Raw genomic sequence first — 23,302 nt, forward strand, 5'->3', positions numbered from 1 at the left:
GCAACGCCGGTGCAGCCCAGGTCGTGTTTCCCACCCACCCACCCGTCTCGGCACGATTGCCGGGCGTCCTCGAACTTCTCGGTGCAGGCCCGCATCTCCAGCCCGGGCGGCAACCCCTCCAATCCCGGGCGGCAGCCCCTCCAGCCCCGCCGACACCCCCCGGCGCCCGCCGACGCCCCCAATCCCGGCCGACACCCTCAGGCGCCCGCCGCCCCCGGTGTCGGCCGACACCCCCTCCCAGCCCAGCCAGCACCATCCAGCCCGTCCGGCACCATTCAGCCCGTCCGGCGTTTGAGGACAAGGCCCGTTCAGGGCCGTAGGGGGTCTGGGGGCGCAGCCCCCAGGTTCAGGATGGGACGGGTAGGGGCGGCGGGGGCGAAACAAACCGCCGCACCACCCCCCAACTCACCCCGGAATGACCACCGTACGAAGCTCCCCATCCCCCAGATGCAACATCCCCTTGCCCGGCGCGACCTGCCCACCCACCATGCTCCGGTTGATGCGCACCCCGATCAGATCCCCGCTCGAAGACTCCTGCGGCGACAGCAGAATCCCCCGCCGCCCCTTCTTCGCATCGACCTGCCACCCACTGAACCCACTGCAGACATCCTCCTCATCACCCGCGATGACGAGCCCGAGCCCCCGCTCCGCACCCCGCGACACGATCTTCTTCATCTGGCTCGCGGCGTCACAGTCCTCCAGGATCTCCCCGTCGTCGATGAGAACCACGATCGGCTCCTCCAGCGACGCCTGGTCGATGAGCTCCTCGAAGTCGTCCTCGTCGATGTCGTCGCCGGTGTACATCTTCAACACCCCGTCCGCACCGTCCAGTTGCCGCAACGGCGACTGACGCGGCGCCGCGATGACCAGACGTACACCCTGGGACAGATACGACTGCGCGAAGTTCATCAGCACCGTCGAGCGCCCCGACTTGGCAGGCCCCGCGATGACGAACGTCGGCACACCGGTCGCGAGATCAGGGCCGAAGCCCGTGATGTCGTCGCCGCCGATGCCCACGAGGCCCCACAGACGCGAACCGGAGGTCTCCGGGTCGCGCATCCCCCACGCGTCCGCGAACGAGATCCGCGACGGCAGGCTGTCGACGCGGAACGGGCGCCGGGAACGCGGGACTTGGGCGTCCCGGGCCGCCGCAGCCTCACCGATCGCCGTGATCGCGGCAGCCTGGCCCTGACCGGTCGTGTCCTCCGACAGCAGCGCGAACTGGGTCTCGATACCGGACTCGTTCTTGTAGCCACGCCCCGGCGGAATCTCCTCCGGGACCTTGCGGTGCGGGATACCGAGCGTCGAGAAGTCGCTGCGGTCGGCGAGCCGCAGCCCGTACTTCTCCTCGGTGAGCGTCGCGATCCGGCCGACCAGCAGCGTGCGGTCACCGGTCAGGACGAGGTGGATGCCGACGCTCGCACCCTCACGCATCATCGTGGTCAACTCGTCGGTGAGCGCACCGTGATCGACCTCGCCGAGGGTGGGCACCCAGCCCTCCCAGCGGTCCAGGAGTACGACGATGTGCGGCAGCCGCTCGTCCGCCGCGGACGCGGCCCGCTGCTCGCCGATGTCCGCGAACCCCTTCTCCGCCAACAGGTCCTGGCGGCGCGACATCTCGCCCTTGAGCCGATTGACCAGCCGGATCACCCGCTCGGTCTGGTTACGGCTGACGACAGCACCGCAGTGCGGCAGCCTGCTCAGCGCGTTGAGCGCGCCGTTGCCGCAGTCGATCCCGTACAGATGGACGTCGGCGGTGGAGTGGGTGCGGGCCAGGGAGGCCGCGATCGTACGCAGGATCTGCGAGCGGCCGCTGCGCGGGGCGCCGCCGATCATCAGATGCCCGAAGGTGGAGAAGTCGACGACGACCGGGCGGCGCGCCTGGGCGGCCGGCAGATCCTCGACGCCGTACGGGACGGGCGCCAGCTTGCCCGTGCCGTGGTCGGCGAAGGCGGGGACCTCGATCTCGTCGAGCAGCAGCGTCTCGGAGAGGGCGGGCAGCCAGGGGCTGTGCTGGGGCGGGATTCCGAGCGACCGGTTGGCGTCGCGCACGGCGTCGACGAGCACCTTGAGGTCGGTGATCTCCTCTTCCTCCCGCGCCTCGACCTTGGGCTTCTTCAGCGCGGCCCGGCCCAGGTCCTCCCAGGCCAGCGGCCCCGACCAGGGCATGAGGACCGCGGGGTCCGCCGCTCCGGGCCGACGTCCACCGACGCGTCCGGACTGGAAGGGGACGAGGGAGGCGTGCCCGAGTCGTACATACGCCCGACCGGGGGTGTTCTTGGAGATGTGCCCGGCCTCCGGCGAGTCGATGACGTCGGACGACTCACCGCCGTCCGTCACGCGCAGCGCGATACGGAGGTTGGTGTTGGCGCGGATCTCGGGAGACACGACACCCGACGGGCGCTGCGTGGCCAGCAGCAGATGGATACCGAGGGAACGGCCTCGCTGGGCGATGTTGACCAGCCCGGTGACGAAGTCCGGGAGGTCGCGCACCATCGAGGCGAACTCGTCGATGACGATGAGGAGTCGGGGAACAGGAGCGTGGGACGACGGATTCCGGCGCACCAGATCCTGGTAGTCCTCGATGTCCTTGGCGTCGGCGTCGGCAAGGATGTGCTCGCGGCGGTGCAGCTCGGCGCCGAGCGATTCGAGGGCGCGCTCGACGAGGTGGGCGTCGAGGTCGGTCACCATGCCGACCGTGTGCGGGAGATGCACACAGTCCTTGAACGCGGCGCCACCCTTGTAGTCGACGAGCACGAACGTCATGTTCTCGGGGGTGTTGGCGACGGCGAGCGCGGCCACGATGGTCTGCAGCAGCTCCGACTTACCGGAACCGGTCGTACCGGCGATGAGCCCGTGCGGCCCGTCCTTGCGGATGTCGATGCCGAACGCGCCGTCGTACGACTCCCCGATGACCGCCATCGTCGACTGCCCGCCCATGCGCCAGCGCGCGGTGATCGCGTCGGGCGTCGGCGGCTCCAGCTGGAGTACGTCGAGCAGCCGACTCGACCCCGGCAGCGCCGAGTCCTCGGTCTCGCCGCTGATGTCGCGGAGGGCGGAGAGGGACCGGGCCAGGCGCAGACACCAGGCTGCGGAGACGAAGTCGGGCCGTACGTCACGTACGCCCTCCGCGCTCTCCTCCTCCACGCGCAGCCGCAGCTTGTCGGCCTGGGCGCGCCGGTCGGTTTCGTTGTCGGCGGCATGCCAGGCGTGGAAGGACGGGAACCCGCCCGCGACCTGCGGCTGAGGCTGTGAGCCGCTGACCTGGTAGGGGTCGGCGTGCTCCTCGGCCTTGGGTTCGGCGACGACGAAGGCCTGGCACTCACCGGGCAGGAACCGTTCCTCGGCGTCGAGGCAGAGGGCGTACATCGCCACGGCAGGCCCCTCGCGCAGCAGCTTGACGACACCGGGCAGCGACCGCAGCCGTCGGGACCCGTCCCACACGACAACAATGTCCGGGTCGCTGAACGACGCCCGCTGCCCCTTGTTCTGCTCGGCGGCCTTCTTGCGCGCGTCGAGGATCTGCGTCAGCTCGCCGATACGCGCGCCGACGGTCTCCGCGTCGGTGCCGATGAGGACGTTGACGTCCTGCCCGCCGGACGGCCTGGTGTGCGGCAGCCAGCGGACCCAGTCCCAGCTCTCCTGCGCGGTGCTCTCGCTCAGTACGTAGAACTGGACGTCCATCGGGCTCTGCAGCGCGGCCGTCTGGGCGATGGCCCACCGCCCGAGCGCACGGGCCGAATCCCCGGGCCCCGCCATACCGATGACACCGAGCGAGCGCAGCGACAGCGCGACAGGGGCGTCCTCGATCTTCCACGTCACCTGACGCCGGTGCTCGTCCTGCTCCGGGTCGTCGAGCACGACCTCGGACGGCAACTGCCCGGTGCCGACCCGCAGCAGCAGATGGTCACGGTCGGTACGCCGCCGCTCCCACAGCCGCGTACGGGGCCCGGTGCCGAGGGAGAGGACGGTGGCGGGGTCGGGGATGGCGTGCCGCCGGTCCTGCCGCTCCGCGACGAGGGCGTCCTGCGCGTCCTTCTCGATCCGCTCCTTCTGCTCCTTGTACTCCTTGACCTGCTTCGCATGGGACTTGCGCCCGTGCTTCTTGTCCATGAAGTAGTTGGCGAAGAGCATGATCGGGCTGAGGCCCGCCATGATCAGGTAGTACCAGCGCCCGAAGATCGTCACGGCCACGATCGCGCCCACCAGCGGCGTCAGTGCCATCAGCCAGGGCAGCGGCCGGGCCTCGAAGTCCCGGGGCGGCGACGGCAGCCGGAACTTGGTCTGCCGGTCGGGGGAGCGCAGCCGGGGCGGCCGGTTGTAGTCGAGACCGACACCGTCCTCGGACCACTTGAGGGCGGCGTTGGGCGGGGTGTAACGGGCAAGCTCGACAAGGGAGTTGCCGATGGCGATCTGCCCGCCGAGGGGCCACTCGTTCCCCTCGATGTCCGCCATGTCCTTGCCGTCGAGGGTGACGCTCCCCTTGCCCCCGTCCTTGTCGCCGTCCTTCTCCCCGGCCTTCTCCCCATGTACGGCGACTTGGCAGGTGCCATCGGTTGCAACTGACAACGTGAGGGCGCGGGCGTCGACCTCGGGATCGTCGATCCTGACGTACGAGGCGGGCCCGCTGCCGATGTCGTACCGCCCGACGCCGAGCCGGTGCACGAACCCGGCGACAGGCCCGCCCACGACCCGCAGCTCGACGAGCCCGGTCGGCTCCCCGGGCAGACACCCGGCGGGATCCTGAAGGCTGACGACGGCCCCTTCACGCAGGGGCGACCCGACGACGTTGGTGGACGGGTCGACGGCGTACCCATCCACGTAAACAAGGGGGGAGTTGTTGGCGGGCACCTGTCCGTGATGCCCGAGCGGAATGATCTGGGCACCGCTGTGGCCGACCTGTTTCGCCAGTTCCTGTGCGATGTCCCCGACGGTGGACTCGGGATCCGCATCGAGCACGACGTCGGCGGTGCCCCCGCCGAACGGATCGACGACGGTCAGAGTCAGGCGCACGGTTGTCCTCCCCAACGGCCCCCGTGGCCGCTTCCGCAACGCCGGCCACCGTAGGCAGTGACGATATCCGCTCCATATGACAGAAGGGCAACGGGTGGGGGGCGGGACCCTTCTGGCCCTTCCCTATGGTGAATTGGTGACGGAACGGTGTTGAACATTTCTGTTCCAGAACCGGGATGTCACCACTCGCGCCACACCCGTAAGCTGCTGCCTCAGCCAGTTGGAACAGGGAAGCCACGGGGGTTGGCCCTGCGGCACTTTCACGAGGGAGCGGCTTCATGGCCAAGGACCTTGATGTCACATATCAGGACATGCGGGATGCTGCCAAGCATGTCGTGAAGGAGAAGGAAAAGCTTCAGGAGAAGCTGGACGGCCTGCGCAAGTACATCGCGAACCTGGTCGAGTCCGGCTACGTCACGAAGAGCTCGTCGAAGGCCTTCGACGAGAACTTCGAGGAGTTCACCCGCGGCGCGAAGGACACGCTGGACGGTCTGGACGGCATGGGTGACTACCTGACCATGGCCGCGGACAAGTTCGAGCAGATCGACGAGGAACTGGCGAAGTCGGCGAAGAAGTAGCCGAAGCGCAGCTCGGCGGCGCTCTTCAAGGGCGCTGTTCAGAGGCGCTGTTCAGAGGCAGGGCCTGCGAGGCGCCCGCTTGGTGCGGCAGCGGATGCTGTACGCACCGGGCGGGCGCCGCCCAGTAGCCGTACTGTCCCCGTCAGCTGTCGGGGAGAGGCTGGCGGAGCACGTGCATGTGAAGCTCGCTGCGGAGCTCTTCCGTCTCGACTCGCAGCCAGGATCCGTCCCGGAAACGGATCAGCAGCAGCCTCGTCTCGAACTCACCGGAGAACGGGTCGACGAGGGTCGCTTCGGTGGCGGGCAGACGGGCGACGATCTCCATGCGCTTCTCCCGCCCCATGCTGACCCGCTTCGGCGGAGCCGCCAGGACGATCCCGTCCTCGGTGGCGAGCAGCATTCGCTGGTGGTGGGTGGAGTGGCCGTACCAACGCAGCAGGAACTGCCCGGCGTTGGCGCCCCAGTTCCCGTCGAAGACCTTGTCGAGGCCTTGTTGGGCGATGGTGGCGTCCCGGCGCTTGTCGTCCGCCTTCTTGGCCTGCCACCGCTCCTTCTCCTCCTTCGAACCGAGGGAGCGCTCGACGGCTTGCTCCGCATCGGACAGAAGGCTCAACAGCATGATGAGCGGCATGAACGGCGCCCCGAGCACCGCCCCGACCATGCCCAACGGGGGCAGCCTGGCAGGGCGGAGCCGAGGGTTGCCCGCAGCCTGGAGCACGTCCGCCGGCGGCTGCGGGATCTTGTCGATCCAGCACCATTCGCCGGCTTCGGCGTGGATGCCGAGGCGATCCGTTATCAGGCGCTGCTTGCCTCTGGATGTCACGTCGGGACTCTCCTTGCCGATGCGGACGGAATGCGCACTGCCGGGATCCTGTTGCTGCGCAGGCCTGGGAACCAACGACCCCACCCGTAGGATCCTTGCTCATATGGATGGCTGAGAGACGCACACGACGCAGCCATGGAAGACGCGGGAAGCCGGCTCCGGTCGCGCTCCGCGAGGCTTCTCAACAGGGGGGACCATGTCGGACCAGACCGCCGATGTCACGCGTATCAAAGAGAGCGCACGATCCCTCTCCAAGATCCACCGGGAGTTCACCGGGAACGCCAATCCGGCCGACGGTCTCGGTGTCGATGTGCTCGGCGACCGGAGTCTGGTCGACACCTTCGACGACTTCGGCGACAACTGGAAGATCCATCGAGAGCGACTCACGGACGAGATCGAGAAGCTCTCGAAGATCCTTTCCACCGCGGCCCAGGCCTATGAGGACATCGATCACCAACTCGCCGAGGCCCTCCGTGGCACGGACAAACAGGGTACGAGCGGTACAGGGGGAGCGAAGTGACGCGCCCCCGGGCTGACGAGTGGGCTGTGATCGGGGAAGCGTCGGACCCGATACCAGGCGATCCGGAGCAGGTTGCCGGGCTCGGCCGCGATTTCCGTAAGACCGCGGAATCCATCAAGAAGCAGGCGGACGAGATCAAGGCGCTCTCGTCCGTCGAGGCCTGGAAGAGCAAGACGGCCGACGAGTTCCGTACGCAGGCGGAGGGAGCCGAAGGGAAGCTGCGGAAGGCTTTCAAGCGGTACGACGCGGCGGCGGACGCCCTCGGCGAAAAGGTGATCGAAGGCGGCTCCTCGAAGGAGTACGCCTCGGAGCTGCATCACGCCCAGACCATGGCTGACAAGGCGCTCCGTGACGCCCAGGACGCGGACGCGGACCAGAAGACGAGCACCGGCGCGATCGACGGGCTGCCCAAGGACACGGCGGACGACGACCCCGGCCGCAAGAAGCTGGAGAAGCGCCAGGAGGCGGCGACTTCGGCGATGGAGCGGGCGAAGAAGGATCTCGAAGCCGCCAAGGATGTCCGCGATGCCGCGGTCAAGCGTGCGCGTGATGCCATTCGGACCGCGATCGACAACGACGGCCTGAAGGACGGCACCTGGGACAAGTTCAAGGACTGGGTCCACGACAATGCCGGCTGGATCAAGAAACTGGTCGACATTCTCGGCTGGGTTGCCACCATCTGCGGAACTCTGTCCTTGTTGGTCGGATGGATTCCCATCGTCGGCCAGGCACTTGCGGCGGTACTCGGCACTATCGCGCTGATTGCCACGGTTATCTCCCTGGTCGGCCACATTGTGCTGGCCCTCGCGGGGGAGGGGAGTTGGTTCGACGTCGCGCTGGACGTCGTGGGTCTGGCCACATTCGGTATCGGCCGGGGCGCCATCGCCGGGGCGCGAGGAGCCGCAGCCGGAGCGAAGGGTGTCGCCCGCTCGGCCGCGTTCCGAAACGCCATGGCGCGGGTGACCGCGAAGAAGGGGACTGCCGCGTTCAACAAGGCAGTTCAAGCAGCGTGGAAAGAAGCAAACCGGCTGAGTGCCGGTGCGTTGCGCGGCAAGGCAGGTGCGGAAGCGATCGCCGGTGCTCCCAAGGGGTGGTTCCCCGGTGCTGGGCGCTTGGCCGAGGCGTTCAGCCCCAAGGCCATCGGCAAGGAAATGGTCGACAGCTTCAAGGATCTCAAGGCGTTCAAGGATTCTGGAGATCTATTCAAGGGAAATACCTGGTCCGAGGCGTGGGAGCGCGGCATGCGCCCCAAACCCGGCGACGCAGGGCTTGACTCCCTGAGTAGAGAGATCGGCGATATCGGCGATTCTGTGCGATCCGGCGATGCGGTTTCGGATCTGTCCGACACCTTCAAAGCACAGACGAGAATCTGGCAGGGCGCGACGGGCATAGCCTCGTCGACGGACGCTTTGGACAAGGGCCCGATCACGGGCGGGATCGCTGACATCTTCGGCGTCGACGGACTGGATGACGGTCTTTGGTCGGCGACCGGGATCAAGGATGCGTGGACGACAAGTGATGGCTGAGCAGCTGCAGAGTGCTACGGCACCACGAGAGCCGACGTTGCGGCCGAAGAGCATGCGGAGCCCTGGCCTCGACGTCGTGCGCAACGCGCGCGTCTACGCCGACGGGAAAAGTCTGGTCGTACGGAATCGGCGCGGGCGTGAACGCCGGTATCCCGTTGGGGACGGGGGAATCCGGCAAGCCGTCTTCTTCCCGCCGGCCAACCCCTTGGGGGTCGCCATGAAGCGTCCCCCGACGCGGTGGGGCGTGGTCGTATTCCAGAATTCCGAGGGGCACTACGTGCTCCGGGTGCCCCTTGCTCAGTGGCTTCCCGAGGCGACGGACATGGGGACGGCGGATCTGAGTCCGAAGGACTGCCTCAGCCGTACCGGTCTGAAACAACTCTCCGACCGTCTCGGCATTCCCCTGTCGGAGAGCCCGCAGCCCTGGGGCCGAGAAGTGATCGGAAGTCCTGGAGGCGGTGACTACGACTCGGCGATCGAAGTCGATGTGCCCGTCTGGAACGGCTGGGCGCGAGGTATCGGAATGGCTGGCTGGTTCATCTCACTGGCCCTCTTCATCTCGCTGGGAAGCACCAGCAGTTGGGGCCCCATCTTCGCAGCGGGCTCACTCTTCCTGGTGCCCGGCAGCGATGTCCTCGTGCGTGCTCTCGCCTGGTGGCGCAAGCGCGGTGACGCGCCGCTCGCCGGTGCCGTTGTCATCAAGCCCTCTCCTGAATCGGGCGCCGGTGCCACTCGCCGGTTCCTCGAAACGGCGGCCGTGCGGGTGCTGCCCGGCGATGTCGTCCTGACCAACACCGTGGGAGAAGAGCGGTGGTATGCGCGGCGTGAGGCTCATGGCATCGCGCGGCTGGTGCGGCTGACGAACCCGAAAACGGCTGCCCTCTTGGGTGTTGAACTGCGGGACGGTGACGGTCAGGCCCGCGTGCTGTTGCCGTGGCGGTGGTGGTTCGCGGGTCCGGACGGTGACCGACGCTGGTCCGAGCTCGTGGCGGCCCTCGAACTCCCCGTGTCCGACGAGAAGTACAAGCCTGCCTCAAACACGAGAGGCACGGACGATCCGGACCTCTGGTATCGAGCCCATGAACTCGCCGGCGATGCCAGGAAGATGTCGTCGATGGAAGGCAAGGCTGCGCGCAGGGCGACCAGTTGGGGCGAGTCGGTGGTCGGAACCAGCGAGGTGTTCCTGCTCCCCCTCTTCAGCGCGCTCCTCCTGGCCGGTCTTTTCTCCGACAGGGCGCCTGCTCAAGTTGCGGGAGCCCTGTCTGCCCTGACGGTGATCGCCGTGTGGGCCCCGGCCATCGCCCATCAGCTCGCCAGCCGCCTCACCAAGGACCGACCTCCTGTCTCGGAGACGTCATGACCTTGACGCCTCAGAGTGATCCCATGCCGCCCGCGGACTATCAACTGCTGCTACCAGAAGGCTGGTTCCGGGTTCACATCGCCCCGGAGCGACGCGAGCAGTCGGTGGATGCCCTCGTGGAGAGGCAGTTCAAGGGGATCGACAACGCGCCCCAGATCAAGGCGCAACTCAGACAGGACATGCTGCGACAGGCGGCCAGAGCCTTCGACGAAGGCGGCCTCGAGCTCTACCTCAGCCTCCAGCAGGCAGGCCCACTCACAGTCCCGGCATCGCTGCTCGTCGCTCTGGGCCTCCCTCCCCAGGGAGGGCGTCTTCCCTCCCTGGACGACCTTGCCGGCCGGCTGGCTGCCGACGGGAAGGACAGCCGGGAGGTCTCGGTCGTCGAGCTCGCGGCAGGACCGGCGCTTCGGGTCCGCGAGGAATACGATCCGGCTCGCGACCGCCCGCCCACAGAGATGGAGAAGGACGCGGAGAAGGACGCGGACTACGCGCTCCCTTCCGTAACGCTGGACTACCAGGTGCAGATACCGAGGGCCGAGGCGATCCTGCTCCTCACGTTCTCCACTCCACTCGTCCAGATCGCCGATGCCATGGTCGACCTCTTCGACGCGGTCGCCGGATCTCTCAGTTGGACGGACGCGGCATGAGTGACCTTCGGGAATGTGGAATCGTCTGCCCAACAGACTGGGTGGAGCTCGCGATCGAGCCGACCGACAACGTCAAGCGCTGGGCCAGGAGCACGGCTGCCGACCTCCGGGAGCGGAGCCGGGCGGCGGGCTACGAGCTCGACGCGAAGGTGCTGAAGAAGGATCTCCGCGCGCGAGCCGAGGACAGCCGACGACGCGACCCCTTCTACGCCTTCGCCCTCTACCCAGACGGCTTCGACAACGCGTTGGCAACCCTGGAAATCGACCTCATCCATCCCGATGCGGTGGTGCCCCGGATCACCCTGGACTGGCTGGCGGAAACCTTCAGCGCCCACGACTTCGGCCCGCCACTGATCACACGTACCGAAGTACCCATCGGGCCTGCCGTACGCATCCGCCAGAACTTCGCTACAGCCGCTGCCTGGCGCGGCGGCCCGGGCGTACTGCTGGAGACGCTCATGTACGGCGTGCTGCCGACCGGTGCCGAGAGCGCGGTGGTGTTCCTCATGTCGTGGACCGTGCCGGGAATCGCCGACGAGATGGAACAGGCCGCGGCCGACATCGTGAAGACGCTGTCTGTGGGGTTCTGAACCGGGCGTGACCGTCGACTGGTCTGGTCCGAGTACGTCCGAGGTGCGTCCGAGTGCGGGGGAGAACATGGCGGCGAAGGTGTCCCAGACCGAGGTACAACCAGAGCCTGCGGAGGAGGTTTCCTGGCGGCGGAGCGCGGTGATCCGCTGGTCGCTCTGTGCCCTTGCGTGCGCCGGCGGCTCAGCAGGACTGGGCTGGCTTGTCCCCGCGGCACCTCTGCGGAACCCTTTCGGCGGCGCGGCTCTGCTGTTGGCTGGGTTGGTGCTGCCGTTCGCGGCGGTGCTGGTACCCCTGCTGTGGCTGCGCCGGGTTCCGCGCAGGCAGCGAAAGGTCGCGTGGCAGTTCCTTGTGCCTGTGGTCGCGGGGGTGGCACTGGGCGTCCTCGGCAAACAGGCGGGCGATCAGGTCGGTCTCGCGGATCGCGGCCGGTGGACCGAGGCCGTGGTGGTGCACAAGGATGAGGGCAAGACCGACAAGTGCCTGGTGCGGACATCCGGCGGGCAAGAGATCTGGCCTTCGCTCTCGGAGGGGGACGGCTGCAGGGAGTGGGTGTCGGAGGGGGACACCTTGCGCGTCCGGTACGACCCCGAAGGCGTCGCCCGACCCGTTGACGACTTGGACACGACCTCGTACGGGGAGTTGCTCGCGTATCTCATGGTGGCGGCCGTGGCGATGGGTACGTGGGGCGGCGTACGGCAGAGCCGATGGGACCGGGAGTACGAGGCCATGGGCGACGCGCGGGGCTGACGCGGTTTCGGGCGGGGGACGGCGGCATGCACGAGACGCCGGACGGTGCGGCGGAGGCGCCGAGATGGGCCGCACCGTTTGGGTTCGCTCAGAAGGTGGACGTTGTGCACCACCGCTGCAGAGCTGGCCAAGTCTGCGATCAACGACCTAGGGGCGGCGTCTACGCCACCATCGCCAACGCTTGGCGGGGGCTGCCGGGCGCTGAGGTGTGCCGTCGCGACCACCGGACTGTGCCGTAGCCAGTGCACCGTCCGCCACGGGTGGTTCGGGGGACGGGCTCGCAGGACCCGGCAAGGGCGTGCGGTCGATGGGTGCGCCTTGCAACCCTCGGCCCGCCTCCTGGTTGTCAAGGTAGAAGGTGATGAGGTGCGCGAGCTGCGGCATCTGTTGCCGAAGTCGGTCGGCCACCTCAGGTCCCAGTATCTCGCTGTTGAGGGCGATCCTGCCGTCGTCACGCAGTGCCGCACACAGCATCTGACCATCCGATGTGCGGTGGTACCGCTTTTTGGCACGGAATTTGGCCTCCCGCAGCGCCAACTGCTGGGCGCTCATCCGTCGATTCTTCGCCCATAGCAGATCGTCGGCGATCTCCTGCTCGTGCAACACCCACGCCCGCACCCGCACTGCGGCGGCGTACTCCTCCTCGGTGAGGCGGGCACCGCCTTCCCACGGTTTGGGCAACGCCTCCAACTGGGCTACCCGATGCAGGTATTGACGCTGCAGTGAAACGTCTCGGCGGGCGCCGGCGGCGTATGCGTACTGCTGCAGAGACTCGACCTTCATCGTGAAGTCCGCCCGCAGCACGCTCGCCCAGTTGATGTCCCTGCCGTCACTGACCATGAATTGCCCTCCGTCAGGCCCAGTAGTGCGGGCACCTCGACAGCCACTCGGCGCCGCCACCCCCCAAGAGGACGGATGCTCATGATGATGCTTACTCTCTCGCAGCGGCACCAGAGGGCGACGCGGCACCTGCCGGGCTCCCCAAGGGTGGGCCCGCACCAAGCAGACTGCGGCTGCGCCGTGGACGGATCCGCTGCCTGAGCTCGCCGCCCGCCCCTCCATTGATCACGACGTCACAGGGCAATACACCTAGGCCGCGACGAGGTCACCCCACACGTACTTGCCCTTGATGCCGCTTCTGCTCAGCGGCTGCCAGCCCCACAGATCGGCGCACGAACTGACCAGGGCCAGGCCGCGCCCCTCCTCCAGGTGCGTGAGCTGCGTCAACACATCTGGCGAGGGCGGCGGTTGGGGCGGTTCGGGGTCGGCGTCCCATGCGCCGACGCGTAGTACGCCGGCCCGCATTCGCAGGCGTAGGGCGACGGGTCCTTTGGTGTGGCGTACGGCGTTCGAGACCAGCTCGGCCGCGAGGAGTTCGGCGATGTCGGTGAGGCGGATCAGGCCGTGCATCGTGAGGATGAGGCGGACGGTGCGGCGGCAGACGGTGACGGCTCGGAGGTCGTGGGGGATGTGAAGGACGTACTCCCAGGGGGCGTCGGCTTCGCCGGATCCGCCGGTTTCGATTTCGGGCATGCGTGAACTCCGTTGCTGGTGTGGGGAGTTGAGGCGAGGGGGGCGGTTTTCGGGCGGTGGCTGTGCCGCAGCCGTCATGGCAGGACGGAGTGGTGCGCTTCCGGGGTTCCGGGTTCCGCAGTGCGTGCGTTGCGTCACCGACAGTAGAGACCAAAATTGGTCTCATGCAACTTGTTGTCGTAATCTGCCCTCGAACGAGGCCACCTTCCAGGGCCGTTGCGAAGAGGAGAGACCCATGGCGAGGAGGCGGCAACCCACCGCGCGTCAGATGCGCCTCGGTGCAGAGCTTCAGAAACTGCGCGAGGCCGCAGGACTCAAGGGACGCGAGGCTGCCGCGGCCTTGGGGACAGACTCGGCGCGCTTGAGCCAGATCGAGTCCGGAGTCGTCGGCATGAGCGAGGACACCGTTCGTCGCCTTGCCGCCAACTACGTTTGCACGGACGGGGAGTTGACGGAGGCGCTGGTGGGAATGGCGACCGACCGGACGCGCGGTTGGTGGGAGAAGTACCAGGGCCTGCTGCCGGTTTCATTCCTGGACATCGCCGAGCTGGAGCACCACGCCACCTACCGGTTCGACATCGAGTTCCTGCACGTCCCCGGCCTCTTTCAGACGGACGCCTACGCTCGCGGCGTCTTCTCGTACCGCGTTCCCGAACTCCCCGACAACGACCTCGCGTTGCGCGTCGACCACCGCATGGAACGTAGGGCGATCATCACGGGTCCCACCCCCATCCCGTATGAAGCAGTGATCCATGAGGCCGCTCTACGCATCAGGGTCAGCGACCGCGCCGCCTCGCGAGCCCAGCTCACCAGCATCCTGGAACTCTCGGAAGCGGCCCACATCACCGTGCGCGTCGTCCCCTTCGACCTGGACGACTTCGGCGGAGCCTGGAGCACCATGACCTACGCGGGTGGCGTCGTACCCAAATTGGACACGGCGCTTCGCGACACCGCCCATGGCACGGCCTTCATCGACTCCGAAGCCCAACTCGGCGCCTTTCGAACGCTCTTCCGTAAGGTGGAGGCTGTGTCACTCGAACCCGCGCGTTCGCGTGACTTCATCCACCGGCTGGCGAAGGAACTGTGAGGCGCGCAGTGACCACCCCCGACAACTGGCAGAAGTCGTCCTACTCCGGCGGCGCCGACGGCAACAACTGCGTGGAGATAGCCCCCCGTCCCACGCAGATAGCCATACGCGACTCAAAAGCCCCGGCTGACGCCACACTCGCCTTCCGCTTCGGAGCCTTCAAGGCGTTCGTCGAGGTATTCAAGGTCGACGCTTCACGCACGGCCAGCTGGCCGCCACCTGCCGATATGAGTCTCTCCGACCTATCCCAAGCCATCCTTCACACCCATCGCAAGGAGCCCGAGATTGCCTCGCACAACTCACCCAGAGGGCTCTCGATCCCGCTCAGCGGAACAGTGAAGGCAAGAAGTAGATAGCCCATCTCCCCTGGCATCTGGACGTAGAGATCCAGTGTCGTTGTCGTGACGACACGAACCGTTTCTCCGGCGGGGAGAGGTACCACGGACACGTCTGCGGTGGTTTCCCGGCGAGCCGAAAGCGTCTCGGCGAGCTCCTTCGGTGGTGCGTTCAGGGCTCCCCGCATCGGCAACACCGAGATCAACAGCGTGGCAGGGGTGGCCACGCCAACGGCGGATTCAGTACGCAGGAAGAGTTCCAGGGCTCCCTGCGCGACACCGCTCTCCGCAGTGTTGCGCAGGGTTGTCCAGAGTTCCTGCTTGGCTTCGGCGGGCATGGGCCGACGAGTGGCCTGCTGATCGACGAACATTTTCAGTTGGGGACGCCAGCGGTCGAGCGAGAGGTCGATTCGGAACCAGTCGCGAGGCACGAGGAGTTGGTAGTCCTCGGGTGCTTCCGGGAGCATCGGCTCAGTCACGTGAAGGTCCCAGGAGATTGCCCTGGTCGTCGAAAACGCTCAGACTCTTGAGGACGCCCGCGAACATGGACGAGAAGACGTCCCAGCCTTCCTGGGACGGCGTCACCATCTCCAGCACGACGACCGTGCCGTTGGGCAGCGGCACGTGAACCTGGATGAACGACGTCCAGAAGGGCTCCTCCTGACCTGATGGTGCGAGGGACGCGTCGATGGTCGCTTGCCGGGCGCCGATGCACGACACGGCCGGGCCACAGGGCAGGCTGATCTCGGCCACCTCGCCCTGTCCGAGCGCGCTCAAAGCGTCGGCAGTGGCGCGGACCGGGTTGAACCGGGCCTCCTCCGCGATGTCGGTGATGGATACATGCACCGTGGCTGTGCAGCGGGTTTCCTCGACCTCCGTGACGACGAAGCCGGAGTACTGCACGCCCCCTTCGACGAAGGCGTCGTAATTGCCAGCGCACAGGGCTGCCCACTGATACTGCATGTCAGAGGTGCCCTTGGGCATCACCTGCTTCGCCAACTCGATGAGCTCGTCGGCGAGTTCATCGATCGACTCCACGTCCATGGGCAGCTCGAAGAAGCCCTCGGGCATGATCCAGCGGACGTGGACGGCCTCACCGTCCACGACAGAGGCGACTTCGGTCTCCGGTGTGACAGTGCTCATCGAGTCTCTGCCTCACTGGGCAACTCGAGGTCCTTGGCGTCGGCGTGGAAATTGGCGGCGAAAGGATACGGGCCGTAGTGCGGGTAGAAACCCGGAAGGTCGGCGCCGCCACCTGCCGCGGCATGGGCGAGCTTCCGGTAGGCAGCCGCCCGGGCCCGGACCTTCTGGCGGGGGCGGCTTCCCCAGTGCCGGGTCAGGGTGATGACGTAGAGAAGAACGATAAGGGCGACCACGCCCCCGGCCGCCGCGTAGTAGAGCGTCTGAGACTTCGACGACTCCCAGTATTGGACATAGCCGCCCCAGTAGAGGAAAAGTGCGACAAGGGCCAGTGCGGACGGAACACCCAACTTCATTCCGGCGCTGTGCAGCCTGGCCTCGTCGAGATGACGGAGGCGAAGCAGCTTCAGTACGGCTTCGTCATCGAGGAAATCGAAGTGAAGTCGACGACCCTCCGCCTCGGCCACCTCCCGTGCGGCAGGTACTGAGGCCAGAACCTCGCCCGGAACCATTTTCCTGATGATGCTGCCCCGAGCCCGGTATTCGCCGGGGCCAGGCTCGCGGTCTTCGTCCGACATCTCTGACGCTCTCCTTTGTGGAGGATCGGGGTTACTACTGGGCCAGGGCGGTGTGGAACGGCGCCGACCGAGGCGTGGGAGCCGGCTGAGGAGACGGGCTCGGGGTCGCCTTCGGCAGGTCGCCAGGGTCGCCGGTTGCCTTGCCGTTGTGCCCGGAGAAGATCTTCACCATGGCGCTGACGAAGCTGCCAGTCTTGATGCCCGCTGTGATCTTCTCTCCAGCAATGGGTGATTTTCCAGCCTTGACCAGGATCTTGTTCACCGTGGTTACGGCGATCCCGTTGAAGAACTTGAAGCCCACGCCTTCGAGCGCCGCACCGCCACTGAAGCCGATTCCCCGCAGCTTGGACAACCCCTTGAGCCCCTTGATGGCCCGGAAGCCCTTCAGGGCGCCCAGTCCCGGCATGACCCCCAGCGCATCGAAGAAGAGCTTGGACGCGCTGAATTTTCCGCCGCGCGCCGTCATGTCGTAGACGTGCCCGGCAAGGGCGAGGGCACTGGTGGCCACGGCCAGGACCGCGAAGATCGGTGCCAGCGCCTGGAGAGGAGGAACGAACACGCAGATCACGGCCAGAATGGAGAAAATAGCCGACAGGTTGGAAAGTGTGTCCGCCCAGTCCGCCAGGAAGTTCATGATTCCGCCGGGGTCATGAACACCGTCGTGGTGGACGATGTTCTTGATGTGCTTCGCGGCAGCGCTCGCGGCATCATCGCGAATGATTTTCGCTCGCCCTATTTCGCTGTGACAGTCGCGAATGACATCCATCGCGGCGTCGCGCTTCTTCGCAAGCCGAGTGCGGTCCGTGACGTCGTCACGGCTCGGAACCGTGCCTTCGTACTGTTTGAGATCCCCGGTGGCACCCTTGAGGTCGGTCTCCGCGTCTCGGTATTTCTGCAGAGCCTTGTCCGCGACCTGCTGTGCTCGGTGGAGTTCACTCGCGTACTCGGAGGATTCGCCACCTCCGTCGACGACCTTGGTGCCGAGAGCCTTGGCCGCTTCGTCGTATCGCTCGAAGGAACGCTTCAACCGACCTGACGCGCCGTCGGCTATCTCGTGGAACGCCCGACCGGCGTCGCTGTCCCAGCTCTCGACCGACGCGAGTGCCTTGATGTTTTCGGCCTGCTTGTCGATCTCGTCGGCCATCTTGCGCAACTGCTTGCCGAGCCGCGCGACTTCGTAGGGATCGCCGGGTATGGGGTCCCCGTCGTGCAGCGGTTCCCAGTCTCTCGGACGCGAACTCATTTCTTCCCCTTGGCCTGCTTGCGGGAGTCCCGAAGGGCCTTCGCGAGTTCGCCGTCGACCTGGTCGTACGTATCAGCCGCGGTCTTCGTGTACTTGGCGAGATTCTCGATGTCTTCCATCAGTTTCTTGCGAGTCTTCTTCCAGGTATCGGAGAACTCGTCGAAGACATCACGAAGTTTGTCGCTCCCGAGGGCTTTGTCGTAGTCGTCGGCAGGGTTGCCGTTGTCCTTGAACTCGCGATGGATCCTGTACAAGGAGTCCGAGCAGTCCCTGATGAGGTCAAGGTCAGCTCTGGTTCTGTCGGCCATAAAGGTCCCCCGTTGATGTTCGATCTGTCGTACTGAAGTCAGCGGTTGACGGCCTGGATCTCCTGGACGGTGATCGCCTGTTCGCTGCCGAACGTGCCGTTGGGCAGGTCGCCGCCCGCGCCGCCGGTGCCGGTCCAGGCGATGTCCCAGGTGATGGTCGCCCTCAGCTTGTACGTCCCGTCGCCCGAGGAGCGGAGGTACTTGAGCCCGCACGGCGGTGTCTGGCTGGACTTGCCCTGGGCGTAAGGCTCGCCGATGGAACCGTCGGCGTTGATGACGCACTCGCCGGAGGCCGGGTAGGTCTCGGCATCCTCGGTGCCCGGCTCCAGCCTGAGGGAAACCGGCTTGGCGGTGGTCGTGGCCTGGATGTTGAAACCCGGGGCGTTGAGGGCCGCCGTCGCCTGGACCTCGTCGAAGACGGCCTTGTTGAGCCAGGCCCAGGTCGGCAGGTTCACCTTGGTGTTGGCCGCAGGGGCGAGGGTGACCTTGGTGTCGGGGAGCTGCATGTGCTGGTAGGCGAGGCCGGCGAGGATCTCCGGGCTGATGGCCTCTTCGTACCGGGGCGGCGGGGCCTCGCCGTTGTCGACCCAGAAGGGGAGGTCGCTGCAGGCGGTCCGCTTGAGAACGTTTGGCTCGTTGGGGTTCTCGACACCGGCCCAGAACATGCCCTCGCCGTCTTTGTCGACGTTGTAGTCCTTGTAGCCGGGATTTTCGGCCCAGCCGAACTCGTCCTCATAGTGGCTCTGCGTCTGGCCGAGCGCCGTGCCGGCGGTGCCGCCCATTCCGGGCGTGTTCATTTGGTCCTCGATGCTTTTGGACATCTTCTTCTTGAAGTCCTTGGCACCGAGATAGGGGGCATACCAGCAGGGTGGCGGCGTCCAATTGACGTCGGAGGAAGTCACGTTGCCGGTACTGCCGTCCTTGGCGACAGTACCGGAGTACTGGACCTGGGCGGCGGCGTAGATGCCGGTGCCGTCTCTTCCGCCCTGCTGGTCTGTGCTGGCGCCTTGGTCTTTAGCCGTTTGTTCTGCCGCGTATGCGGTGTTTGCGACGGCAAGAACGCTGAGGGCGAGGGTCAGAGCTGCGGTGCTGACGCCGAGAGGCGTACGCCGTGACGCGCTCACTGGCATTTCGCCGCCTTCGTCTCGACGAACACCTTGGACGCTTGCCACAAGTCCGTACTCGTAGGGTACTTGACCATGATGATCTTGAAGTAATCGAAGTCAGCGATGCTGGCTTCGGTCTTCAGGATTTTCCCAGTCTTGATCTCTTTGGAGTAGAACTTGCTTGAGTTCGAGCAGAACGCGACCTCCACCGAATTGCCGTTCGTGGTGGACTGCGTTGTGGCGTCGTAATGGCGCAGCGTGCCGGTGGAAGTCCAGCCGCCGTCGATCCGGCTATCGATCTGTACGGTCCCGTAGTGCAGTCCGTCGCCGGTGGCGTAGGCCACCAAGGCCGCGTCCTTGGTCGTGCGCTTGTCGACGCCCCGGTAGATGGCGCGGAGGAAGTTGGCGGCGTCGTCCATCGCGGCCGCTTCGTTCTTGTTCGTCGGCTTGGTCCAGTCGAAGACCAGGTTCATGTCCTTGGGCAGGGAGACGTCCACGCCGTCCGGCTTGTCCTCCGCCGCTGCTGCCGAGGGTTCTGCCGACTTCGTCGGTGTCGCCGTGCTCTGTTCGGCGCCGGCGATCTTGTCGTTGTCGGTGGACTTGTCGTCTCCGCTGCCGCAGGCCGTCAGCAGTAGGGCTGCGGTCGCGGTGAGCGCGGCAGCAACGGGCAAAGAGCGGCGCTTCAAGGTGGGCTCCCCGTGAGATGTCGATATAGCTGAGATCCCTGACGGTATCTGGGGAGCTTGTGGTCTTGCCAGGCTGGACTGGCTTCACAGCGGGGGTGTTTGTGAATCTATGGGGGCAAAATCGATGCGTCCTGTGTCCTGATCGTGTCCACCGGGGACGCCCTCGACCCGGGGTGGTGGGGCAGCGTCCGGGCCACCCCCATTCGTCCGCCTTCGCGGCGGCTATCAAGGCTGACGGGCTACCCCGCACCTCGGGCGCGCACAGGCCGAGAACGCCGAACCGGATACAGATCTGACTGCCTGTCCCCTCACGTTTCCCGCGTCGGGAAGGTGCTGGTGTCGACCTTCACACGCTCTCCGGTGGCCAGCGTGAAACTGACCGGTTCCCCGTACGGAGTCTCGACAGTCCGCCCGTAGCCGGAGGCGTGCGGCTCCGAAAGCAGGGTGACCGTCTTCTTGAAGGGGTCGGCGATCATGTAGAAGTCGATGCCGAACCGCCCGTACTTCTGCACGTTCCGGACGTAGTCCTTCTCATCCTCCGGCTCGGACGGGACTTCGACGACCGCGAGTACGTCGAGGCAGGAGTAGCTGTTCTTCCGGCGCTCGGCGTTGAAGTCGACGATCGTCAGGTCCGGGGCCGCGTCGTTCTCGCCCGGGAAGGTGACCAGGACGTTGCCGAAGACGCGCTCCCGCGCGATGCCTGCGGCTTTGGCCGCGTCCCTGATGTCAGACGCGGTCCAGTCCTGCTCCGCGCTCCGTGGGGTCATGATCACCCGTCCGCCGAAGATCTCGACCTTGTACCCCTCGGGGATACCGCCTCGCTCGACCAGATCACCCATGACAGTCACGGCAGCTCACCTCCTGTCCTGCGAGCATCATGGCTGGCCGGATCTGAGTCGCTTCGATCTATCGGTGATCCGGACGGCGCACCGAGACTGGGCTGCGCCCCAACCCGACCTTCACACGTTCACTCCTGGGTACCCTACAAACTGCAAGATTAGTTCCATGGACGCCTCTTACACGCTCACGTATGCCCGGAACAACCTGGTCAAGGTCGTCAAAGAAGTTCGGCATGGCGGTAGGACTGTGGAGATCACGGATCACGGCACTCCCGTCGCGGCTGTGATCCCGATAGAGCTGCTCGAATATTTCCAGCAGCTCGAAGACCAGCGTGATCTTGCCGCTGCGGAGGACGGCAAAGCTGGCGCCACGCTCTGGGTGTCCCATGCGAATGTGGCCGCGCGCTTCGGCCTCAACGCTGACGGGACGCGTAAGCGGTGAGCTACGAGATCGTCTGGTCGGACGGTGCCATCGACCAGCTTGCCGCCAGAGGAACGGCTAAAGGAACGGCGTCCCCGCGTCCAGTCCCGACAGCACCCGGCCGTACAGCTCCAGGTTGGTCGCCGGGTTGACGAACGAGTGGAGGCTGAGGGCGTGGATGTCCCGGACTGTTCGCTGGATGGGGACCTCGCGGTGCAGGGAGGATGCGCCGGAGGCTGAGGCGAGCAGGTCTATGGCCTCCTTGCAGAGGCGGGTCGTGTAGCCGCTCTGGGCCCTGATCCTGGCTCGTTCCTCCGGGGTGTACGGGGTGCCCGTCGCCGCCTTTGACTCGATCGTCGTGACGAAGTCCGTGGTCAGGAGTTCGGCGCACGTGAGCTTCATCGCCGCCTCGGCCGCCTGGAGGTGGGTGACCGTTGCCTCGTTCTGGCGTTCGTGGAAGGTGTACGTGATGCCCCGGTGGTGGATGCGCTCCGTGAACTCCGTCAGCGCCGAGCGGGCCAGGCCGAGGGCGTTCGGGGGCGTCCAGGCGCAGAAGAGGAGCAGGACCGGCATGCGGTAGAAGGGGTCTTCGGCGTTGGTCTTCGACGCGATCGTGCCGTTCAGGAGAGGGCCCACCGGTAGGACACGGTGCGCGGGGACCACGACGTCCCGGGCGACCACGCTGTTGCTGCCGCTGCCGGCCAGCCCCGACACGTACCAGTCGTCGAGGACCTCCAGGTCGGTCATCGGTACGGCGGTCCAGAGGAGTTCGGGTGGGCCGGGAGGTCCGGGTGGTCCGGGCGGGTTGTCGGCCGTACCGGCACCGCGTTCGACGCGGACCGTCAGGAGGTGCCAGTCGGCGTCGCGGCAGCCGGTGGCGAAGGCGGAGGTGCCGTTGACGACGTAGCTGCCGTCCGGACGCGCGACCGCCGTCGCGTCGGGGATGAGGGTGCCGCCGACCCGTACGTCAGGGCTCGTGAAGATCTCGTCCTGGGCCTCGTCCGGGAAGAGCGCCGCGATGTAGGCGCAGCCGGCCTGGATCAGGGCCATGAAGCCGGCCGAGCCGCAGGCGGCGGCTATCTCGGACAGGGCGTCGACCTGGGTGTGCAGGGGGGATTGGTAACCGCCGTACCGCCGGGGGACGTTCATGCGGTAGAGCCCGGCGTCCGTCAGGGCCGCGACCACCTCGGGTGTCACGCGCCGTTCCTGCTCCGTGCGGGGCGCGTGCTCGCGGATGAGCGGTCGCAGCGCCCGTATGCGGTCTACGAGGCCGTCGGCCGCGTCGGAAGCGTCGGAAGCGTCGGAAGCGTCGGCAGGGTGCGAGGTTGCGGGCGAAGCCATGGGCGAACCTCCGGGTGCTCCTGGTACTTCGGGTACCTCTCGGGTACTTCGGATACTCCGCGCACGACGAAGTTCTCACCGTCGCGCGGGGCGGATCGGATGTCAACTGGCCCTGCACTGCTAGGAGTTGATGTTCTCCGAGGGGAGGGACAGGAGGGCGCAGAAGTGCTCGGCGTTGTTCTGGTGGCCGGTGGACAGGCGTACCCAGGACTCGTCGGTGAAGGTCAGTCGTACGTCCGCGCCGGTCGCGCAGTACGGCATACGGCGGGCCCCGGCGATGGCGTCCCGTGCGAACTCGGTCAGTACGTCCGCCTTTTCCAGTGTGCCGGTGCCGTGGCGGGTGCCCAGGAAGAGCAGCCGGCGGTCGGTGAGGACGAGGTCGGTGACGTAGCCCTTCGGGCGGCTGGCCCGGTCCAGTTGCCAGGGGACAGTGCGGGCGAGGGTGTCCGGGGCGGCCCACATGACGGGGAAGTCCTGGACCTCGTTCTCCGGTTCCTCTGGGTTCTTCGGTCCGCTCCGGACGGGAACGTCGCCGAAGGGTGAGCCGGAGGCGCCTCCGAGGTTCGCGATGATGTTCCCGATCAGGGGGATTCCGGCCAGGAAGGCGTGGCCGATGCCCTGGGTCACGCGGTCGCCTGTCGGGTGTGGGGCGTGGACCGGGGTTGGCGGCCAGCCCGCCAACTCACCCTGGATGTCGTTCCGTTCCGGGTCCCGGAACCAGCGCAGCCCTGAGACCGGGGACGCCATGCCCATCGCGAACGTGGCCGCAGTGCGCAGCAGGAGATCCTCGTCGCGGTCGGGGTACCAGTCCATGGGCGGTGGGCTCCGATTCGGGCTCGGGTTCGGGCTGGAGGGAGGGAACCTACATGGGCCCGTACAT

24 protein-coding genes are annotated in these 23,302 nt (G+C 66.6%); 10 read left to right on the forward strand and 14 right to left on the reverse strand.

Annotation, left to right across the window (positions count from 1 at the left end; all coding sequences use genetic code 11):
- Positions 1-405 precede the first annotated feature (405 nt).
- Positions 406-5,013 (reverse strand): FtsK/SpoIIIE domain-containing protein, encoded by a 4,608-nt coding sequence (locus OG734_RS29050; RefSeq protein ID WP_330290424.1) that lies wholly within the window; start codon positions 5,011-5,013, stop codon positions 406-408.
- A gap of 278 nt (positions 5,014-5,291) precedes the next feature.
- Here OG734_RS29050 and OG734_RS29055 point away from each other — a divergent pair, with 278 nt between their 5' ends.
- The gene (locus tag OG734_RS29055; RefSeq protein ID WP_006380729.1) at positions 5,292-5,591 is read left to right on the forward strand and encodes a WXG100 family type VII secretion target; all 300 of its coding nucleotides are present in this window, start codon (positions 5,292-5,294) and stop codon (positions 5,589-5,591) included.
- Between the two features lie 142 nt (positions 5,592-5,733).
- On the opposite strand, the gene OG734_RS29060 is transcribed toward OG734_RS29055, so the two are convergent.
- Positions 5,734-6,414, reverse strand: coding sequence for a hypothetical protein (locus tag OG734_RS29060; protein WP_330290425.1), 681 nt, complete (start codon positions 6,412-6,414; stop codon positions 5,734-5,736).
- Positions 6,415-6,610: 196 nt separating this feature from the next.
- Here OG734_RS29060 and OG734_RS29065 point away from each other — a divergent pair, with 196 nt between their 5' ends.
- The 6 genes from OG734_RS29065 (at position 6,611) to OG734_RS29090 (ending at position 11,805) form a co-directional block, all read left to right on the forward strand.
- Positions 6,611-6,934 carry a hypothetical protein gene (locus OG734_RS29065; protein WP_330290426.1) on the forward strand — a complete coding sequence of 108 codons (324 nt, stop codon included), beginning with the start codon at positions 6,611-6,613 and terminating at the stop codon, positions 6,932-6,934.
- A 26-nt stretch (positions 6,935-6,960) separates the two neighbouring features.
- Positions 6,961-8,460 carry a putative T7SS-secreted protein gene (locus OG734_RS29070; protein WP_330290427.1) on the forward strand — a complete coding sequence of 500 codons (1,500 nt, stop codon included), beginning with the start codon at positions 6,961-6,963 and terminating at the stop codon, positions 8,458-8,460.
- Positions 8,453-9,820 carry a hypothetical protein gene (locus OG734_RS29075; protein ID WP_330290428.1) on the forward strand — a complete coding sequence of 456 codons (1,368 nt, stop codon included), beginning with the start codon at positions 8,453-8,455 and terminating at the stop codon, positions 9,818-9,820. The genes OG734_RS29070 and OG734_RS29075 overlap by 8 nt, the downstream gene beginning before the upstream one ends.
- Before the next feature lie 23 nt (positions 9,821-9,843).
- Complete coding sequence (locus OG734_RS29080; RefSeq protein WP_330290429.1) at positions 9,844-10,467, forward strand: hypothetical protein; 624 nt, start codon at positions 9,844-9,846, stop codon at positions 10,465-10,467.
- Positions 10,464-11,057, forward strand: a complete 594-nt coding sequence (locus OG734_RS29085) for a hypothetical protein (RefSeq protein ID WP_330290430.1) — start codon at positions 10,464-10,466, stop codon at positions 11,055-11,057. Before OG734_RS29080 ends, OG734_RS29085 begins: the two co-directional genes overlap by 4 nt.
- Before the next feature lie 262 nt (positions 11,058-11,319).
- On the forward strand, positions 11,320-11,805 hold the full coding sequence (locus OG734_RS29090) for a hypothetical protein (RefSeq protein WP_330290431.1): 486 nt from the start codon (positions 11,320-11,322) through the stop codon (positions 11,803-11,805).
- 147 nt (positions 11,806-11,952) lie between these two features.
- Here OG734_RS29090 and OG734_RS29095 read toward each other — a convergent pair whose 3' ends face one another.
- Entirely contained in the window at positions 11,953-12,645 is a 693-nt protein-coding gene (locus tag OG734_RS29095; protein WP_330290432.1) for a hypothetical protein, read from the reverse strand.
- Positions 12,646-12,894: 249 nt separating this feature from the next.
- Positions 12,895-13,338, reverse strand: a complete 444-nt coding sequence (locus OG734_RS29100) for an ATP-binding protein (protein WP_330290433.1) — start codon at positions 13,336-13,338, stop codon at positions 12,895-12,897.
- A gap of 235 nt (positions 13,339-13,573) precedes the next feature.
- Here OG734_RS29100 and OG734_RS29105 point away from each other — a divergent pair, with 235 nt between their 5' ends.
- Positions 13,574-14,425 (forward strand): helix-turn-helix domain-containing protein, encoded by an 852-nt coding sequence (locus OG734_RS29105; protein ID WP_330290434.1) that lies wholly within the window; start codon positions 13,574-13,576, stop codon positions 14,423-14,425.
- 8 nt (positions 14,426-14,433) lie between these two features.
- Complete coding sequence (locus OG734_RS48095) at positions 14,434-14,781, forward strand: DUF397 domain-containing protein (RefSeq protein WP_443064935.1); 348 nt, start codon at positions 14,434-14,436, stop codon at positions 14,779-14,781.
- On the opposite strand, the gene OG734_RS29115 is transcribed toward OG734_RS48095, so the two are convergent.
- The 8 genes from OG734_RS29115 to OG734_RS29150 form a co-directional block, all read right to left on the reverse strand.
- Complete coding sequence (locus tag OG734_RS29115; protein WP_330290435.1) at positions 14,685-15,239, reverse strand: hypothetical protein; 555 nt, start codon at positions 15,237-15,239, stop codon at positions 14,685-14,687. The genes OG734_RS48095 and OG734_RS29115 overlap by 97 nt on opposite strands.
- On the reverse strand, positions 15,232-15,903 hold the full coding sequence (locus tag OG734_RS29120) for a hypothetical protein (protein WP_330290436.1): 672 nt from the start codon (positions 15,901-15,903) through the stop codon (positions 15,232-15,234). The genes OG734_RS29115 and OG734_RS29120 overlap by 8 nt, the downstream gene beginning before the upstream one ends.
- Positions 15,900-16,478 (reverse strand): hypothetical protein, encoded by a 579-nt coding sequence (locus OG734_RS29125; protein WP_330290437.1) that lies wholly within the window; start codon positions 16,476-16,478, stop codon positions 15,900-15,902. The genes OG734_RS29120 and OG734_RS29125 overlap by 4 nt, the downstream gene beginning before the upstream one ends.
- A 34-nt stretch (positions 16,479-16,512) precedes the next feature.
- The gene (locus OG734_RS29130; RefSeq protein ID WP_330290438.1) at positions 16,513-17,721 is read right to left on the reverse strand and encodes a putative T7SS-secreted protein; all 1,209 of its coding nucleotides are present in this window, start codon (positions 17,719-17,721) and stop codon (positions 16,513-16,515) included.
- Positions 17,718-18,029: a hypothetical protein gene (locus OG734_RS29135; protein WP_329275829.1), complete on the reverse strand. Its 312-nt coding sequence runs from the start codon at positions 18,027-18,029 to the stop codon at positions 17,718-17,720. The genes OG734_RS29130 and OG734_RS29135 overlap by 4 nt, the downstream gene beginning before the upstream one ends.
- A gap of 38 nt (positions 18,030-18,067) precedes the next feature.
- Complete coding sequence (locus OG734_RS29140; RefSeq protein ID WP_330290439.1) at positions 18,068-19,159, reverse strand: hypothetical protein; 1,092 nt, start codon at positions 19,157-19,159, stop codon at positions 18,068-18,070.
- Entirely contained in the window at positions 19,150-19,821 is a 672-nt protein-coding gene (locus OG734_RS29145) for a hypothetical protein (protein ID WP_330290440.1), read from the reverse strand. The genes OG734_RS29140 and OG734_RS29145 overlap by 10 nt, the downstream gene beginning before the upstream one ends.
- Before the next feature lie 308 nt (positions 19,822-20,129).
- Complete coding sequence (locus OG734_RS29150; RefSeq protein ID WP_330293827.1) at positions 20,130-20,660, reverse strand: Uma2 family endonuclease; 531 nt, start codon at positions 20,658-20,660, stop codon at positions 20,130-20,132.
- Positions 20,661-20,826: 166 nt separating this feature from the next.
- Here OG734_RS29150 and OG734_RS29155 point away from each other — a divergent pair, with 166 nt between their 5' ends.
- On the forward strand, positions 20,827-21,102 hold the full coding sequence (locus OG734_RS29155) for a type II toxin-antitoxin system Phd/YefM family antitoxin (protein WP_330290441.1): 276 nt from the start codon (positions 20,827-20,829) through the stop codon (positions 21,100-21,102).
- 57 nt (positions 21,103-21,159) lie between these two features.
- Here the strand turns inward: OG734_RS29155 and OG734_RS29160 are convergent, their stop codons facing one another.
- Positions 21,160-22,422, reverse strand: coding sequence for an acyl-CoA dehydrogenase family protein (locus OG734_RS29160; protein WP_330290442.1), 1,263 nt, complete (start codon positions 22,420-22,422; stop codon positions 21,160-21,162).
- Positions 22,423-22,542: 120 nt separating this feature from the next.
- A complete protein-coding gene (locus OG734_RS29165) occupies positions 22,543-23,235 on the reverse strand; it encodes a hypothetical protein (RefSeq protein WP_330290443.1) in 693 nt (230 codons plus the stop codon).
- Between the last annotated feature and the right edge of the window lie 67 nt (positions 23,236-23,302).

The sequence above is a fragment of the Streptomyces sp. NBC_00576 genome (assembly GCF_036345175.1).
In the GTDB taxonomy this organism is placed as follows: domain Bacteria; phylum Actinomycetota; class Actinomycetes; order Streptomycetales; family Streptomycetaceae; genus Streptomyces.